Raw genomic sequence first — 15,509 nt, 5'->3', positions numbered from 1 at the left:
GCGCCTGCCCCTATGGCGCCTCTCCCGCACCGCAGCAGGATCGTGTATCGCCATCCCCGTGAGCTCGCCCCTGCCCTTCCCGCGCGACAAGACCATCGCCCTCGTCGGCCTGATGGGCGTCGGCAAGTCGAGCGTCGGCCGGCGGCTGGCGACGGCGCTGGGCCTGCCGTTCAAGGACGCCGACACCGAGATCGAGACGGCGGCCGGCCGCTCCATCCCCGACATCTTCGAGACCTTCGGCGAGGCGCAGTTCCGCGACGGCGAGCGGCGGGTCATCGCCCGGCTGTTGGAGGAGGAGCCGATGGTGCTGGCCACCGGCGGCGGCGCCTTCATCAACGACCAGACCCGGGCCCTGATCGCGCAGAAGGCCCTGTCGGTCTGGCTGAAGGCGGACGTCGACATCCTGGCCCGCCGCGTCGCCCGCAAGGACAACCGCCCGCTGGTCAGCGGCAAGGACCCGCTGCAGGTGCTGACCGCCCTGGCCGAGGTCCGCTACCCGATCTACGCCCAGGCCGACATCACCGTCGAACTAGGCGAAACCCCGCACCAGGACTCGGTCGCCGCCATCCTGCGCGCCCTGGAGGCCCACGCGGCATGACCCTGCATGTTCCCGTCGCCCATGTTTCGGTAAATTTGGCCGGCCGCGAATACGACGTCGTCATCGGCCCGGGCCTGATCGACCAGGCCGGCAGCTACATCGCCCCGCTGCTCAAGCGCGGCCGCACCGCCATCGTCGCCGACGAGACGGTCGCCCACCTGCACGCCGGCCGCCTGGTCGCCGCCCTGGCCCACGCCGGCGTCGAGGCCCACCTCATCACCATCCCGCCGGGCGAACAGTCCAAGAGCTTCGAAGGCCTGGCCGACCTTTCCGACCGCCTGCTTGCCCTCGAACTGGATCGCGGCGACTTGATCGTCGCCCTCGGCGGCGGCGTGGTCGGCGACCTCGCCGGTTTCGCGGCCAGCATCTACAAGCGCGGCATCGACTTCATCCAGATTCCCACCACCCTGCTGGCCCAGGTCGACTCCAGCGTCGGCGGCAAGACCGCCATCGACACCCCGCGCGGCAAGAACCTGATCGGCGCCTTCCATCAGCCCCGCCTGGTGCTGGCTGACCTTGGTGTATTGGATAGCCTCCCCGACCGCGAGATGGCCTGCGGCATGGCCGAGGTCATCAAGTACGGCCTGCTCGGCGACGCCGGCTTCTTCGCCTGGCTGGAAGCCCACGCCGCCGCCGCCATGGCCCGCGAGCCCGCCGCCCTGGCCGAGGCCGTCCGCCGCTGCGTGGAAATGAAAGCCGAGATCGTCATCGAGGACGAGAAGGAAGCCGGCCGCCGGGCCCTGCTCAACCTCGGCCACACCTTCGGCCACGCCTTGGAGGCCGAGAACGGCTACGGCGAGGCCCTCAAGCATGGCGAGGCGGTCGCCGCCGGCTGCGCCCTGGCCTTCCGCTACGCCGCCGCGCAGGGGACCTGTCCGCCGGCCGACGCGGCCCGGGCCGAGGCCCTGCTGGCGCTCGTGGGCCTGCCGACGCGGCTGGACCAGGTCGCCGGCCATCCGTTCGACGCCGCCCGGCTGGTCGGCCACATGGCCCAGGACAAGAAGGCTGAGGGCGGCGCCATCACCCTGGTGCTGCCCAGTACGCTCGGCGACAGCCATGTCGCCCGGGCCGTCGATCCGGGTCCGCTGGCCGATTTCCTGCGCGCCGAGGGGGCGCTCTGAATCTTTTTCAGGTTGTTGCTGGAACTTTCGGCAACCCTACCCGTTTTTGGCCATTACGCGGATCAGACCGACTTGGGTTTCCGCGGGTTGAGTTGTGGTCGGCGCCCAGGGCGCCGACCGTTGGTTTCGGGCGGAGGGGTTCGCATTGATGGTCGATAGCGTCGCTGGTCTCGACGGCCTTCGTGTGTTGGTCGTTGAAGACGAAATGCTCGTGTCCATGCTGGTCGAGGACATGCTGACGGAATTCGGCTGCGACATTGTCGGCCCCGCCCCCGACCTCGACCAGGCGATGAGCCTGGCCCTCGACGCCGAGCTCGACGCCGCCATCCTCGACGTCAACGTCGGCGGCCGCCAGATCTTCCCCGTCGCCGACCAGCTGAAAGCCCGCGGCATCCCCTTCGCCTTCGCCAGCGGCTACGGCGAAGCCGGCCTCGTCGACGCCCACCGGGGCGCGCCCGTGCTGCAGAAGCCGTTCCGCCAGGGCGACCTGGAACGGGTGCTGAAGGAACTGGCGGCGAGGCGGGGTTAGGCAGGCCGCATGATCGCGCGCTCCCTCCCCGAATTGGGGAGGGTGTCACGCGTAGCGTGACGGGTGGGGTAGTCGGACACATCCCCGACATCTGAGTGGTTGTCGTATTCCCCACCCTGACGGCTTCGCCGTCTGTCCCTCCCCATGAAGGGGAGGGAGGACTCCAGATGTTATTCCCCCGGCGCCGTCGCCTTGACCGACAGCGCATGCACCGGCCCAGCAAGTTCTTCACGAAGCGCCGCGTAAACCTGCCGCTGCCGCGCCACCCGGTTCACCCCGGCGAAGGCGGCCGCTTCGATGACCACGTTGAAATGGCTCTCGCCGCCTTCGCGATGTCCGGCATGCCCCTGGTGGCGCGCGCTGTCGTCCACCACCTCCAGGCGGGAGGGGGCGAAGGCCAAAGTGAGCTTTTCATGGATCACTTTTGATATGGGGGCTGAGTCGGTCATGTTCAATTCTAGAAAAGGCCACGCTGGCGGCCCATACTTCGTGCGATGAGTGGCGCCTTTCAATACCGACCCCGATTTGTCGACATCCGTGTCCGCCCCCCCAAGGAGGGCGAGCAGGAAGCGGAGAACGACGTCAACGCCCTCAAACCCGGCGAGCGGGCCTGCGACCACGCCGGCTGCCGCACCGCCGCCACCGCCCGCGCGCCGAAATCGCGGCAGATGATGAATGAGCACTACTGGTTCTGTCAGGCCCACGCGGCCGAGTACAACAAGCAGTGGAACTTCTTCGCCGGCATGAGCGACGAGCAGGTGGCCGAGGTCCAGGCCTCGCGCCTGACCGGCGAGCGCCCGACCTGGTCGTTCAAGGCCTCCAACCGCAGCCGCGAGGCCCAGGCCGGAACCCGCGACCCGGGCTCCTTCGCCGACCCCTTCAGCCTGTTCGGCAGCGGCACGTCACAGGTGCAGGCCAAGCCCCGCTCCGACGGCCGGCTGCTGGGCAAGATGGAGCGCGGCGCCCTGGCCGACCTCGACCTCGACGACACCGCCGAGCCCAAGGACATCAAGAAGCGCTACCACGAGCTCCTGAAACGCTGCCACCCCGACAGCAACGGCGGCGACCGCTCGGCCGAGCACAAGCTGCAGCGGGTCATTCAGGCGTGGAAGACACTGAAGAAGGCGAAGCTGGCTTAACGTTCCTCCCCCTCTTGGGGGAGGGGGACCATTGCGCAGCAATGGTGGAGGGGGTCACCGCCGAAGTCGGCGGGTAAACCTGCCAGAAGCTGCCGCCATCGCCGGTGGGGACCCCTCCGTCAGCGGCTTCGCCGCTGCCACCTCCCCCGGGAGGGGGAGGAACTCGGCGCCTTATCCCCCTCCTCCACGTCTTTCACCCACCACTTCTCGACCGCCCACACCGCCAGCCAGCAGGCCATCGCCCAGGCGGCGCCGACGCACCAGCCGGCCAGCACGTCGCTCGGCCAATGGACGCCGAGGTAGACCCGGCTGACCCCGACCATGGCCGTCAGCAGCAGCCCCACGCCCATGGCGAACCACTTCACCCGCCGCCGCTCTGCGAACCGCGCCACCAGCGCCCCGAGCGTCAGGTAGACCACGGCTGACATCATCGCGTGGCCGCTGGGGAAGCTGGTGTTGACCACCTCGACCAGCCGCCATCCCTCCTCCGGCCGCGCCCGCCCGAACAGGCCCTTGAGCGCCTGGCTCAGCGCCGTGCCGCCCATCGCCGCCACCAGCAGCAGCACCGCCTCGCGCCACCGCCGCAGACTGGCGAACAGCCCGACCAGCAAGAGCACGAACAGGCTCAGCACCGTCACCCCGCCCAGCGCCGTGACGTCGCCCATCGCCTCGCGCAGGAACCGTCCGCCGATCGGCGTCGCCGGATCGCCAGGCATGCGGAACATCAGGAGCAGCGCATGGTCGATCCCGCGCGTGTCGCCCTCGGCCACGTCGTCGGCGATCTCGATGAAGGACAGCAGCCCGACGCCCAGCACCAGCATCGCCAGGGTCGCCGCCAGCTCCGACCGCGCCGCCCGAACCATCCGTAGCGTCAAGGCGGGCCAACGGGCCGGCTGCAACAATTCCTTACGGTTCATGCTCTGAATCCCATCGAACAGCTGTTTGCCGAACGCTTCAAACGCGCTATCGAACCTTCGACATGGCCGACCTGACCGACAACCCCGCCGCCGCCGACACCCTGCTCAGCCTCGTTCCCGACAAGCAGGTTTCCATCCGTGACGTCTTCGGCGTCGACAGCGACATGAAGGTGCCCGCCTTCAGCCATCGCGACAGCCACGTCCCGGACATCGACGAGGCCTACAAGTTCGATCCGCAGACCACCCTGGCCATCGTCGCCGGCCTGGCCTTCGATCGCCGCGTCATGGTGCAGGGCTACCACGGCACCGGCAAGTCGACCCACATCGAACAGGTCGCCGCCCGCCTCAACTGGCCGCTGGTCCGGGTCAACCTCGACAGCCACGTCAGCCGCATCGATCTGGTCGGCAAGGACGCCATCGTCCTGAAGGACGGCAAGCAGATCACCGAATTCCGCGAAGGCATCCTGCCCTGGTGCCTGCAGCGCCCGATGGCCCTGGTCTTCGACGAATACGACGCCGGCCGCCCGGACGTGATGTTCGTCATCCAGCGGGTGCTGGAGGCCGGCGGCAAGCTGACCCTGCTCGACCAGAACAAGGTGATCCGCGCCAACCCCTATTTCCGCCTGTTCTCGACGACCAACACCATTGGTCTGGGCGACACCACCGGCCTCTACCACGGCACCCAGCAGATCAATCAGGGCCAGATGGACCGCTGGTCGATCGTCACCACGCTCAACTACCTCGACCACGACGTCGAGGCCGAGATCGTGCTGTCGAAGAACCCCGGCTACGCCACGGCCGAGGGCCGCCGCACCATCGCCGCCATGGTCCGCGTCGCCGACATGACCCGCAACGCCTTCATGAACGGCGACATCTCCACCGTCATGAGCCCCCGCACCGTCATCACCTGGGCCCAGAACGCCGACATCTTCGCCGGCGACATCGGCCTGGCGTTCCGGATGACGTTCCTCAACAAGTGCGACGAGCTGGAGCGGCCGACGGTGGCGGAGTTCTACCAGCGGGCGTTTGGGGAGGATCTGCCGGAGAGTGCGGCGCGGGTGAAGGTGGCTTAGGCAGGCGAAGCCAGTTCCTGCACGTAAGATATCATTTCCTGCAAATGGTCTGGCTTGTTCTCCAGTAACCACTGCGTAAGCTGAACCGAATGGGTTCTCTTACGGTATTCTACTTTGGCCTCAGATAGTTCCTGGAATAGCTCGGCGAGTAGTTTTGGCGCGTTACAGACGTCTTGCCAATCACTGCCCGCCGCGACCGACGACGCTTTCGGCTTGAATCTGCCGCGATTGTCTTTGATCCAGCGCGCCACATCTGCCGCTGTTGAAGCCTCGCCGCCTTCAGCAAGAATATGAGCGATCGCATCCACATCCAGCAGGTAATTTTCGTAGGTTCGCCTTCCAATCACTCTCGTCTTGACCGGCCGTCGCAAAAGATCGCCTAGCTCCGCCTCGCTCCTTAGTTCTCGGTCGAAACTAAAGGCTAAGGCGGGTGCAACCACTGCACCGGACTTTGTAAGGCGAGAGTAGAGATCAAGCGTGGCCGCTGCCCGCGGCGTATGCTTATCGATTTCCGCCGTGCTTCTCATAGCCAAAAATCTGAGGCCCCGCGGAACCGCCCCTACGGCCTTCCGCAAAACAATCGGGAAACAGGCTTCTTCGGTCTCTCCTTCGACCCAGACAACCTCATCCGGTCCAAATACGTCCGACAGGGAAACGCCGAGGTCACTAAGAATCTGACTCATATCGTCGATCTCAGACAAGCCCATTGTTGAAACCTTCGACTGTCCGCCAACCCATCTAACAAGGTGAAGGAAACTGGGCTCCGTCCAAGAAACTACGCCGGACGAGTGCGTGGACACTACGTACTGATTGCTTGGGTATTCTTTCAAGATATCGATTAACCTTTTGGATGCTCCTGGATGTAGGAAGCTATTTGGTTCGTCAATGCACACCACGGCATCAGACATGTTCATGGCGACATAGAGAATCGCGAGCACCTGCCCCACTCCGGACCCGCCCTCATCCAACGAAGATGTGAGGTCAACGCGCTCCGATGTCGGACTGACACCCCAAACACGCAACTCGATCTGATTGTTGGAAAGAGGGTTCGGGGCCACCCAATGAATATTCGGGAATATCTCAGATACGTGGGCGTTGAATCTCTCGTATCGCGCCTTGTTCGCCTGCAACTTTAACAACACTCTCGGCAAGTTGTCTGCGTTTGGCGTTAGTGCGGCCTCATCTCCGTATGCGCACTGACCTATATTGTGCCTTTGAGCCGCAAATATAAATGTGTGCTGAGGAACGTAGTTGACGATGATATCGAGTAAATTGTCCTCCTTACCACCGAAGGTACCCTCGTAGTCGAACCCCGTTCTATTGGAATTCGGAATTGCATGGATTGATAGATCATGAGAGTCATCACTAAATATTCCATGCGATGGATACTTAATATTGTGGAATTTATGCTGTCCTGGTCGGCACGAGAAATTGAACAATATCGGCACATCTGAATTCAGTATGTTTTGGAGTCTTTTGGACTCTTTTTCTACATTTTGACCTAAGACAGGCCAGTGGATCGTACTATTGTTCATCAGGGCGGCCGCTGCGATTTCCCTGCCTCTTAGGGAAAGGCCGACGGTAAAGGTCGCATTGGGGTTCAGGGCGGCGCTCGCCGCGATCTTCTCGTTTCTGTGCGGCCGGTTTGAAGCCTGCACGAGGCGAAGCGCCTCCAGGATTGAGGTCTTGCCTGCATTGTTTTGGCCCACGAGTACGTTGAAACCCGGCCCAAATTGAATTGGAGCAGATGCTTCGAAGCCTTTGAAGTTCTCGATCGATATGGAATGGAACTGCATAGGATCGCTTTCTGGGGGTGGTACTGAATTCAAGTCCGACCTTGGGGACCTAGGCACAGCATACCGATTCCCAATGTGATGGGTCAGGCCTCCGACAACGTCAGCACATTGCCGTCCGGATCGCCGAAGAACGCCACCTTCGTCCCGTCCGGCCCAGTCCAGATACCGGCCGCGTCCTGCCCCATCCCCTCGTAGTGGATCATCGCCACCCCTCGCCCGCTCAGCGCCGCCACCGCCGCCGCGATGTCGGCGACGTTCCAGCCGAGCACCGGGTGGCCGCTGGCCTTGTGGTCCGGGTTCACGGTCATCCGCAGCAGGCCCTGGCCGCCCAGCGCGATGAAGTCGCCGAAGCCGTCGCTGCTCTTCAAGGTCAGGCCCAGCACGCCCGCGTAGAAGGCCAGCGCCCGGTCGCGGTCGCTGACGAAGAGGAAGGCCACCGGGGTGGCGGATGCGTCGAAGGTCATGGCGTGGCTCCTGGCCTGCTTGAGAGCCGACCATGGGCCCGCCAGCCGCCTCCGCCAATCGCCCGAAAGGGTGATTTCGCGCCCTTAGCCCGCGATCGGCTCGCTCAGTAGGCGCGCCGCCGGATGCCGTCCTCAGTAACGATGGTCAGGTGGCTCCGCAGCGCTTCGCCGAGCTCGGCGACCACGGCCCCCACTCTGCTCGCTCGGGCAGCGGGCCGCAGACTCGGGCAGAAGACCAACAGGACACCAGTTTGCGGCGACAGACGCCGAACCGCGAGCTCACCGAAGTCGAAGTCCTCGCTGATGACGATCCGGTCCTCGGCATCGGCCAGCGCCGCCAGGCTTTCGTCCGCCGCGCCTCTTGCCGCGTCGGCGACGAACAGCACGTCGTGAGAAAGCTCGCGGAGGGTGACAGCCACCTCGCGTGGACAGCATTCATCAACGAGAAAACGCAAGACCCCCTACTCGGCCGCGATGCCGGCCTGGGCGCGCATCACGTCGGCGGCGTAGATCAGCGCCGCCTTGACGTCCTGCGGCGTGACGCTCGGATAGTGGTCGGCGATCTCCTCGGCGGTCATGCCGTTGGCGGTCTCGCGCAGAATGTGCTCGACGGTGATCCGGGTTCCCCGGACGACCGCCTTGCCCACCATGACGGCGGGATCGATGCTGATCCGCTCGTGAAGCATGGGCCCACTATAGTGCAAAGCGCGCTGCGAGGCCATTCGCGCCCCATGTCTAGCTCGTCCACCCCACTCATGCTATCTTCCTTCATTCCCCGAGGAAGATTGCGATGGCCATCAACATCAAGGACCCCGCGACGGAAGGCGTCGTCCGGGAGCTTGCGACGGCGACCGGCGCCACCATCACCGACGCCATACGCATCGCCGCGCAGGCCGCGCTGGACGTCGTGAAGGCGGAGCGCGAAACCGACCGTACCGATCGCCTCGCGGCCATCCAGGCCCTCATGGCCGACGTCGCCCGGATGCCGGTCGCCGACGACCGGCCCATCGCGGTCATCCGCAAGGCGCTTTCAGGCGGCCTGTGACCATTGTAGTCGATACCTCGGCCCTGATCGCCATCCTCTTTTCCGAGCCCGAAGGGATCGCCTTCGCGCGGCTCCTGGTCGACGCCGACGAGGTGGCGGTTTCGGCGGTCAGCCTTCATGAGACGCGGCTGGTCTATGCCAAGCGTATGGTCTCGGCGGACCAGACCAGGCTGGACGACCTGCTGAGCCTCGTCCGCGCCGGCGTCCGGCCGTTTGACGAGGCGCAGTCCGACATCGCCTTCAAGACCTTCACCCGCTTCGGCCAGGGACGCGACGGCCTGAACCTCTGCGACTGCGCCTCCTACGCCCTCGCCAAATCCCTCGGCGCCTCCCTGCTGTTCAAGGGAGAAGACTTCGCCCGCACCGACATCCCGCCGGCCGCTGAGCGCCATGTGTAACAACTACGCCAACCACATCCCGGTCGGCGAGATCTTCGAGATCTTCAGCGAGAGCCGCTTCCCGCTGGTCTTCCCGAGCGGCCCGCCCAACCTCGAGCCCAACGACGACATCCGCCCGACCGACGCCGCCCCGGTCATCCTGCCGGCCGGCGACCACACCACCCTGCTCCGCCTCAAATGGGGCCTGGTCCCCAGCCAGCCCAAGCGGCCGCCGGTGATCAACATGCGGGCCGAGGGCCGCCGGTTCGAGAGGGGCCGCTGCCTGATCCCCGCCTCGTCCTTCTTCGAGTTCACCGGCGAGAAGTATCCCAAGACCCGCTGGCGCTTCAGCCGCACGGACGGCGACTGGTTCTGCTTCGCCGGCTACCAGAATGGGGGAGAAGACGCCCGCTTCAGCCTGCTGACCGTCGACCCCGGTCCCGACATCGCGCCCACCCACGACCGCCAGCCGGTGGTGCTGGATCGCGCCGACTGGGACCGCTGGCTGGCCGGCGAGGACGGCCTGCTGAAGCCGTCGCCGGCCGGAACCTGGGTCATCGAGGAAGCGCCGCGGGCGGCGCAGGGGTCGCTGTTGTAGGGGATTGGCCGCCCGCCCTCCCCACCCACCGACCATGCTCGCGAAGGCGGGCATCCATGCGCGGGTCGACGTACACGCTGGCGGCGGCGGTCAGCGACGTACCTGACGCGGTTTATTCAGCTGAACCTCAGCATGGATGCCCGCCTTCGCGAGCATGGTCGGTAGAAAAGGTGAGCAACTGCTCCCCGCCGCCAGGATCAGTTCCTGAACAGCTGCAGGATCAGCTGCGGCTGCTGGTTGGCGATGCTGAGCGCCTGGATGGCCAGCTGCTGCTTGACCTGCAGCGCCTGCCAGCGGGCGCTTTCCTTGGCCAGGTCGGCGTCGACCAGCCGGCCGATCGAGGCCTCGATGGTGTCCTGCAGCTTCGAGATAAAGGTCTCGTGGGTGTCCAGCGCCTTGGCCCCGGTGCCCAGCTTGGCCACCGCCCCGTTGACGCCCTTCAGGGCATTGTCGAGGTTGGTCAGGTCGGCGGCGGTCACCGTCGTCAGGTCGGCCAGGGTGCCGCTCAGCAGCGAGCCGGTGGTCGACAGGTCGATGTGGTCGACATTGATGCTGTCGGTGGCGGAGGCGTTGGCCAGGGCGCGGACATTGCCGCTGGCCCCCGAGGAGATCAGGCTGACGCCGTTGAAGCTGGCGTTGGAGGCGGCCAGATCGATCTGCTTGCGCAGGGCCACATAGTCGGCGCTGAGGGCGGCGCGGTCGGTGGCGTTCAACGAGGCGTCCGAGGCCGCCAGCATCTTCTCCTTCATCTGGGTCAGGAGATCGCTGATCGTCTCGCCGCCACTGATCGCCACGTCGACGATCGACTGGCCGCGCTGCAGCGAGCCGGTCACGGCGCCGAGGGATTTGAGTTCGGCCCGCTGGCCCTGGGCGATCACCCAGGTGGCGGCGTCGTCCTTGACCGACGAGACCTTGAGGCCGGTGCTGATGCGGCGTGTGACCTCGGCCAGCTCGCGGTTGACCGCGCCCAGGCTCTGGAGCGCGATCATCGCGCCGTAGTTGGTGTTCACGCTCAGCATGACTGGCCCGTTCTGGTGTCCGCTCACACGGAAGGGCCTTTTGCCCCGCCTACCTCAATACCGGAGCGGGGTTAGGGGAAGATTACCACTAGAGCGCGTTCCGATAAGTGGGAACCGGTTATCGGAGCAAACGCGCGACAACGAAAAAGCTAGAGCACGAGCCAGGTCCCGTTCGTCTCGGGGTGACCGTTGACCAGGATGCGGGCGTCGGCGACGCCGTCGCCGGTGACGTCGAGCTGGACGACGGTGAACTTTTCGACCGTGTCGTAGCTGAGCATCAGCTGCCCGGCGGCCTTGGTGAAGGCGGCCACCTGCTTGAAGGCCTGGTCGCCGGCCAGCTTGCTGTTGGCGTCGATCAGCGACAGGTCAAGCAGGTCGCCGTTGGCGAAGTCGTAGATCCGGTCCGGGGTCATGGCGAGCGAGTCGCCGGTCTTTTCGTAGATGAAACGGTCCGCGCCAGCCCCGCCGTGCAGGAGGTCGTCCTGGGCGCCACCGATGATGACGTCGGCGCCATCGCCGCCCCACAGCCCGTCGCGGTCCATCCCGCCGACCAGCCGGTCGTCCCCGGCGCCGCCGAACAGGGTGTCGTGGCCCCCGGCGCCGATCAGGGTGTCATTGCCGCCGGCGCCGTTCACGGTCTGGCCGGGGCCGATCAGGCCTGCATAGTAGGTGTCGTTGAAGCTGGTGAGGTCGAACGTCTTGATGCCGCTGAAGGTGTCGAGCCGGGCGTCGCCGGTGTTGGCGCTGCCGTCGACGGTGCGCAGATCGAGCCGGATCGCCGAGCTATGGCCGGCGTAGGTGACCTTGTCGTCGCCGCCCATGCCAAGATGCTGGTCCGCCCCGGCCCCGCCGACGAAGACATCATTGCCGCCCGTGCCGTACTGGTAGTCGTCGCCCGCGCCGCCGATGAAGTGGGTGTTTCCGAGCTCACCCCACAGACGGTCGTTACCGTCGCCGCCGTCGAGCAGGTCATCGCCGCTGCCGCCGTACAGGGTGTCGTCGCCCGCGCCGCCGAACAACTGGTCCTTCCAATTGCCGCCGCTGAGGAGATCGTTACCGTCGCCGCCGTACAGCTGGTCGTCGCCGTCGCCGCCCAACAGCACGTCCTTGCCGCCCTCGCCGGACAGCCAGTCGTCGCCGGCGCCGCCGTTCAGCTCGTTGTTCGCGGCGTTGCCGGTGAAGCGATCCTTCGCGGCGCTGCCGTTGAGGTTCTGGATATTGATCAGCCGGTTGTTTCCCGCCCCGCCGGTCGCCTGGAAACCGGTGAGGTTGAGGTTCACCGTGACGCCAAGCCTGGACCAGCTGTAGTCGACCGTGTTGACGCCCGTTCCGCCGTCGAAATCGTCGTCGCCGCCCATGCCGAAGAAGGTGTCGGCATCCTCGTAGCCGAAGAACTGGTCGGCCCGGGCCGACCCCTTGAGGATGTCGTTGTACTTCCCGCCCCTGTACAGCATGTCGTCCCCCCACCGGACCAAGGCCGCCAAAGACCTGAGCATACTCCACAGGCCCCCGCTCCCTCAATATCGGGGGGCTGCGTCAATCAGCGCCCGGCGAACGGCCAGAACAGCGAGATCAGCAGCGGCGCGATGAGCAGGATCAGCAGCGACAGCGGCGCCCCCAGCCGGGCGTAGTCGCCGAACCGATAGCCGCCCGGCCCCATGACCAGGGTGTTGCACTGATGGCCGACCGGGGTGAGGAAGTCGCAGCCGGCCCCCACTGCCACGGCCATCAGGAAGGGATCGGGGCTGAGGCCCAGCTGCTTGGCCAGGCCCATGCCGATGGGGGCGACGATCAGCACCGTGGCGGCGTTGTTGAGGAAGGGGGTGGCCAGCATGGCGACCAGCATCATCGCCGTCAGGGTGACCAGCGGCGGCATGCCGTGGAAGGCGCCCGACAGGGCATGGGCGATCAGATCGGCCCCGCCGCTCTTTTCGATGCTGTCGCTGACCGGGATCAGGGCGGCGACCAGGATCAGCACCGGCGCGTCGAGGGCGGCGTAGGCCTCGCGCATGCGCAGAGCGCCAACCGCCACGACGAGGACAGCGGCGATGAAGAACCCCGCCGCCACCGGCAACAGGCCGGTGGCCACCACCACCATGGCCCCGCCCAGGATGAGGGCCGGGGCGACGGCGTGACGGATGCCGCCCAGCCGCACCGCCCGCTCGGCCAAAGGCAGCAGGCCCAGCGCCTTCAGCGCCTCGGGCAGCGACTGCTCGCTGCCCTGCAGGACCAGGATGTCGCCGCTCCTCAACCGGGCCGTGGAGAGGGGGCCGCGCCTGCGAAAGCCGCTGCGGCTGACCCCGATCAGGTTGACCCCGTGGCTCTCGTGCAGGGCGAAGCTCTTGGCGCTCTCGCCGATCAGGTCGCTCTCGGCCCCGATCACCGCCTCGACGACGCGGACCTCGTCGGTCGGCTCGGCCAGGGCGACGGGCCTGTCGGTCAGGCTGAGCTTGAAGCCGGCCCGCACGATCAGCTCGTTCAGCTCCTGCTCCTCGCCCTCCAGCAGCAGGATGTCGCCGGGCAGGATCTTGCGGTTGGCGTGCGGGGCGCTGAAGCGTCTGCGGCCGCGCAGGATGGCGATGACTTTGTTGGAGCCGTCGCCGAATTTCTGGATGTCGACGACCCGGCTGTCCTTGAAGCTCCAGCCTTCCGGAACCTCGACCTCGGTCATGTAGGCGTTGGCGGCCAGGGCGGCGTCAACGCTGATGCTGGCCTTGCGGTCCTTGGGCAGCAGCCGGTAGGCGAAGCTCAGGTAGAGGATGGCGATCACCGTCAGGATGCCGCCGACCGGGAAGTAGTCGAACATCCCGAAGGCCTCGCCGCCGGCCTCGCGGCGCACCTCTGAGACGATGATGTTGGGCGATGTGCCGACCAGCACGGCCAGGCCGCCGACCAGGCTGGCGAAGCTCATCGGCATCAAGACCCGCGAGGCCGGCGTGCCGGTGCGCTTGGCGATCTGCAGGGCGGTCGGCATCATCAGGGCCAGGGCCCCGACGTTCTTGCTGACCATGGAGAGGAGGGCGGTGGCGGCGCTGAACACCGGCACCTGGCTCTTCTCGGTCTTCAGGCGGGGAACCAGCGGCGCGAGGATGGTGTCCACCAGCCCCGACCGCGCCACCGCGGCGCTGAGCACCAGGGCGCTGGCGATGATGATGACGATGTCGTTGGAGACCCCATCGAAGGCGCTCTTCACCGGGATGACGCCGATGACCACCCCCACGGCCAGGGCCCCCAGCGCGACGAGATCATAGCGCCAGCGACCCCAGATGAAGACGATCACGGTCAGGCCGACAAGGCCGAACGACAGCGCCTGCTGCAAGGTCATGTGGTGCGCCCCATCGCTGGGGAGAACGTGGCGGGGAAAGCGCGGTTCCTTTACCGGCCCGTGGAGAGAAGGGACGCGATCATATCACCGCAATGGCCATCGGCTGGCGGAACTCGACGTCTTCGCCCAGGCCCGGTGCGACGGGCAGCATGCCGCAGCTCGCATGGCCTGGGGCCGATCTACAGGACGAGCCAGGCGCCGTTCGCCTCCGGTCGGCCGTCGATCAGGATTCGAGCGTCGGCCTTTGCGTCGCCGTCGACATCCAGCAGGACGGTGCTGAGCTTGAAGTTGGCGTCGTAGCTGAGCACCAGCTGGCCCGCCGCCTTGGTGAAGGTCGCAACCTGCTTGAAGGCCTGATCACCGGCCAGTTTGGTGTTGGCGTCGATGGCCTGGAGATCGAGCAGGTCGCCTTTGCCGAAATCGTAGATTCGATCGGAGTAACCGACCGTCGACTCGCCCAGCTTCCTGAGCACAAAACGGTCGGCGCCCGCGCCGCCATACAGCACGTCGGCGCCGGAACTGCCGATGAGGACATCGCTGCCGTCGCCGCCGTTCAGATAGTCGCTGTTGAGGCTGCCGTTGAGCGTGTCCGCTCCTGCGTCGCCATAGAAGGTGACGCCGATGGAGCCCGAATACATCGTGTCGTTGCCGGCCCCGCCGCGGGCGACATGGCCCAGGCTGTCGACGAAGGTGTCGTTGAAGGCGGTGAGAATGAACTGGTCGATATAGCTATAGGTGTCGCCCAGCGCATCGCCGGCATTGCTCCGGCCGCCGGTGTTGGAGGTGAGATCGACCAGCACCGCCGCCGTCGACGCGGCGTAGGTCACGATGTCGTCGCCGCCCTGGCCGTAGTGGGTGTCGGCGCCGGCTCCGCCGACGAAGATATCGTTGTCGCCGCCGCCGACCTGATGGTCGTTGCCGTCGCCGCCGGTGATGCGGTTGGCCCCGCTGCCCGCCAGGATGTAGTCGTCCCCGGCGCCGCCGTCGATGATATCGGCGCCCCAATAGCCCTCGAGGCGGTCGTTGCCCGCGCCGGCGACCAGCTGGTCATCCCCCTCGCCGCCCTCAAGCTTGTCGTCGCCATCGCCGCCGAACAGCTGATCGTTTCCGTCGCCGCCGTACAGCATGTCCGAACCGCCGTTGCCGGACAGCCAGTCATTGCCGCCGTTGCCATACAGCTTGTTGTCCGCTCCATTGCCGGTGAAGCGGTCATTGTAGGCGCTCCCACCCAGACCCTGGATGTTGACCAGCTTGTTCGAACCGCCGCCGCCTGTCGCCTGGAAGCCGGTGACGTTCAGGTTGACCGTTACCGCCGACTTTGCCCAGTCGTAGTCGACGCGGTTGAAGCCCGTGCCGCCATCGAACGAATCGGCGCCGCCCATGCCAACGAAGGCGTCGTTCCCCTCATAGCCGACGAACTGGTCCGCCGCAGCGGTTCCCTTCAGATAGCTGCCGTATCTACTCGCCTTGTAAAGCATGTCGCCCTCTCCGTTCGGTCAACGAATGGT

18 protein-coding genes are annotated in these 15,509 nt (G+C 66.1%); 8 read left to right on the top strand and 10 right to left on the bottom strand.

Going from position 1 to position 15,509, the window contains the following annotated elements:
• Positions 1-4: 4 nt before the first annotated feature.
• The 3 genes from AC1RSK_RS01505 to AC1RSK_RS01495 all read left to right on the top strand — a co-directional run bounded on the left by AC1RSK_RS01505 (position 5) and on the right by AC1RSK_RS01495 (position 2,248).
• Positions 5-598 (top strand): shikimate kinase, encoded by a 594-nt coding sequence (locus AC1RSK_RS01505; protein WP_492905385.1) that lies wholly within the window; start codon positions 5-7, stop codon positions 596-598.
• Positions 595-1,719, top strand: coding sequence for a 3-dehydroquinate synthase (gene aroB / locus AC1RSK_RS01500; RefSeq protein WP_492904895.1), 1,125 nt, complete (start codon positions 595-597; stop codon positions 1,717-1,719). The genes AC1RSK_RS01505 and aroB overlap by 4 nt, the downstream gene beginning before the upstream one ends.
• Before the next feature lie 205 nt (positions 1,720-1,924).
• Complete coding sequence (locus AC1RSK_RS01495; RefSeq protein WP_492904893.1) at positions 1,925-2,248, top strand: response regulator; 324 nt, start codon at positions 1,925-1,927, stop codon at positions 2,246-2,248.
• Between the two features lie 170 nt (positions 2,249-2,418).
• Here AC1RSK_RS01495 and AC1RSK_RS01490 read toward each other — a convergent pair whose 3' ends face one another.
• A complete protein-coding gene (locus AC1RSK_RS01490; RefSeq protein ID WP_492904891.1) occupies positions 2,419-2,697 on the bottom strand; it encodes a BolA family protein in 279 nt (92 codons plus the stop codon).
• A 45-nt stretch (positions 2,698-2,742) separates the two neighbouring features.
• Here AC1RSK_RS01490 and AC1RSK_RS01485 point away from each other — a divergent pair, with 45 nt between their 5' ends.
• Entirely contained in the window at positions 2,743-3,387 is a 645-nt protein-coding gene (locus AC1RSK_RS01485) for a J domain-containing protein (RefSeq protein WP_492904889.1), read from the top strand.
• A gap of 119 nt (positions 3,388-3,506) precedes the next feature.
• Here the strand turns inward: AC1RSK_RS01485 and AC1RSK_RS01480 are convergent, their stop codons facing one another.
• Complete coding sequence (locus tag AC1RSK_RS01480) at positions 3,507-4,304, bottom strand: phosphatase PAP2 family protein (RefSeq protein WP_492904887.1); 798 nt, start codon at positions 4,302-4,304, stop codon at positions 3,507-3,509.
• Between the two features lie 62 nt (positions 4,305-4,366).
• On the opposite strand from AC1RSK_RS01480, the gene cobS reads away from it, so the two are divergent.
• The gene (gene cobS, locus AC1RSK_RS01475; protein WP_492904885.1) at positions 4,367-5,377 is read left to right on the top strand and encodes a cobaltochelatase subunit CobS; all 1,011 of its coding nucleotides are present in this window, start codon (positions 4,367-4,369) and stop codon (positions 5,375-5,377) included.
• Here the strand turns inward: cobS and AC1RSK_RS01470 are convergent.
• From AC1RSK_RS01470 to AC1RSK_RS01455, 4 genes are all read right to left on the bottom strand, one after another.
• Positions 5,374-7,173, bottom strand: coding sequence for an ATP-dependent nuclease (locus tag AC1RSK_RS01470; protein ID WP_492904883.1), 1,800 nt, complete (start codon positions 7,171-7,173; stop codon positions 5,374-5,376). The two genes, cobS and AC1RSK_RS01470, sit on opposite strands and share 4 nt — an antisense overlap.
• An 83-nt stretch (positions 7,174-7,256) precedes the next feature.
• Positions 7,257-7,637, bottom strand: a complete 381-nt coding sequence (locus AC1RSK_RS01465) for a VOC family protein (protein WP_492904881.1) — start codon at positions 7,635-7,637, stop codon at positions 7,257-7,259.
• 104 nt (positions 7,638-7,741) lie between these two features.
• Positions 7,742-8,092: a DUF5615 family PIN-like protein gene (locus AC1RSK_RS01460; protein ID WP_492904879.1), complete on the bottom strand. Its 351-nt coding sequence runs from the start codon at positions 8,090-8,092 to the stop codon at positions 7,742-7,744.
• Between the two features lie 6 nt (positions 8,093-8,098).
• Positions 8,099-8,323, bottom strand: a complete 225-nt coding sequence (locus tag AC1RSK_RS01455; RefSeq protein ID WP_492904877.1) for a DUF433 domain-containing protein — start codon at positions 8,321-8,323, stop codon at positions 8,099-8,101.
• A 104-nt stretch (positions 8,324-8,427) separates the two neighbouring features.
• Here AC1RSK_RS01455 and AC1RSK_RS01450 point away from each other — a divergent pair, with 104 nt between their 5' ends.
• The 3 genes from AC1RSK_RS01450 to AC1RSK_RS01440 are packed head-to-tail and all read left to right on the top strand — an operon-like array spanning position 8,428 to position 9,657.
• The gene (locus AC1RSK_RS01450) at positions 8,428-8,682 is read left to right on the top strand and encodes a type II toxin-antitoxin system VapB family antitoxin (protein ID WP_492904875.1); all 255 of its coding nucleotides are present in this window, start codon (positions 8,428-8,430) and stop codon (positions 8,680-8,682) included.
• On the top strand, positions 8,679-9,080 hold the full coding sequence (locus AC1RSK_RS01445; protein ID WP_492904873.1) for a type II toxin-antitoxin system VapC family toxin: 402 nt from the start codon (positions 8,679-8,681) through the stop codon (positions 9,078-9,080). The genes AC1RSK_RS01450 and AC1RSK_RS01445 overlap by 4 nt, the downstream gene beginning before the upstream one ends.
• Positions 9,073-9,657 carry an SOS response-associated peptidase gene (locus AC1RSK_RS01440; protein ID WP_492904871.1) on the top strand — a complete coding sequence of 195 codons (585 nt, stop codon included), beginning with the start codon at positions 9,073-9,075 and terminating at the stop codon, positions 9,655-9,657. The genes AC1RSK_RS01445 and AC1RSK_RS01440 overlap by 8 nt, the downstream gene beginning before the upstream one ends.
• A 197-nt stretch (positions 9,658-9,854) precedes the next feature.
• Here AC1RSK_RS01440 and AC1RSK_RS01435 read toward each other — a convergent pair whose 3' ends face one another.
• The 4 genes from AC1RSK_RS01435 to AC1RSK_RS01420 all read right to left on the bottom strand — a co-directional run bounded on the left by AC1RSK_RS01435 (position 9,855) and on the right by AC1RSK_RS01420 (position 15,479).
• Positions 9,855-10,676 carry a flagellin gene (locus AC1RSK_RS01435; RefSeq protein ID WP_492904869.1) on the bottom strand — a complete coding sequence of 274 codons (822 nt, stop codon included), beginning with the start codon at positions 10,674-10,676 and terminating at the stop codon, positions 9,855-9,857.
• 149 nt (positions 10,677-10,825) lie between these two features.
• Positions 10,826-12,130 carry a calcium-binding protein gene (locus AC1RSK_RS01430; RefSeq protein ID WP_492904868.1) on the bottom strand — a complete coding sequence of 435 codons (1,305 nt, stop codon included), beginning with the start codon at positions 12,128-12,130 and terminating at the stop codon, positions 10,826-10,828.
• Positions 12,131-12,216: 86 nt separating this feature from the next.
• On the bottom strand, positions 12,217-14,001 hold the full coding sequence (locus AC1RSK_RS01425; protein WP_492904866.1) for an SLC13 family permease: 1,785 nt from the start codon (positions 13,999-14,001) through the stop codon (positions 12,217-12,219).
• A 179-nt stretch (positions 14,002-14,180) separates the two neighbouring features.
• Positions 14,181-15,479: a calcium-binding protein gene (locus AC1RSK_RS01420; RefSeq protein WP_492904864.1), complete on the bottom strand. Its 1,299-nt coding sequence runs from the start codon at positions 15,477-15,479 to the stop codon at positions 14,181-14,183.
• Positions 15,480-15,509: the final 30 nt, after the last annotated feature.

The organism is Caulobacter sp. GW821-FHT11A05 (assembly GCF_058809015.1).
This window is presented reverse-complemented; position numbering and strand designations above follow the sequence as displayed.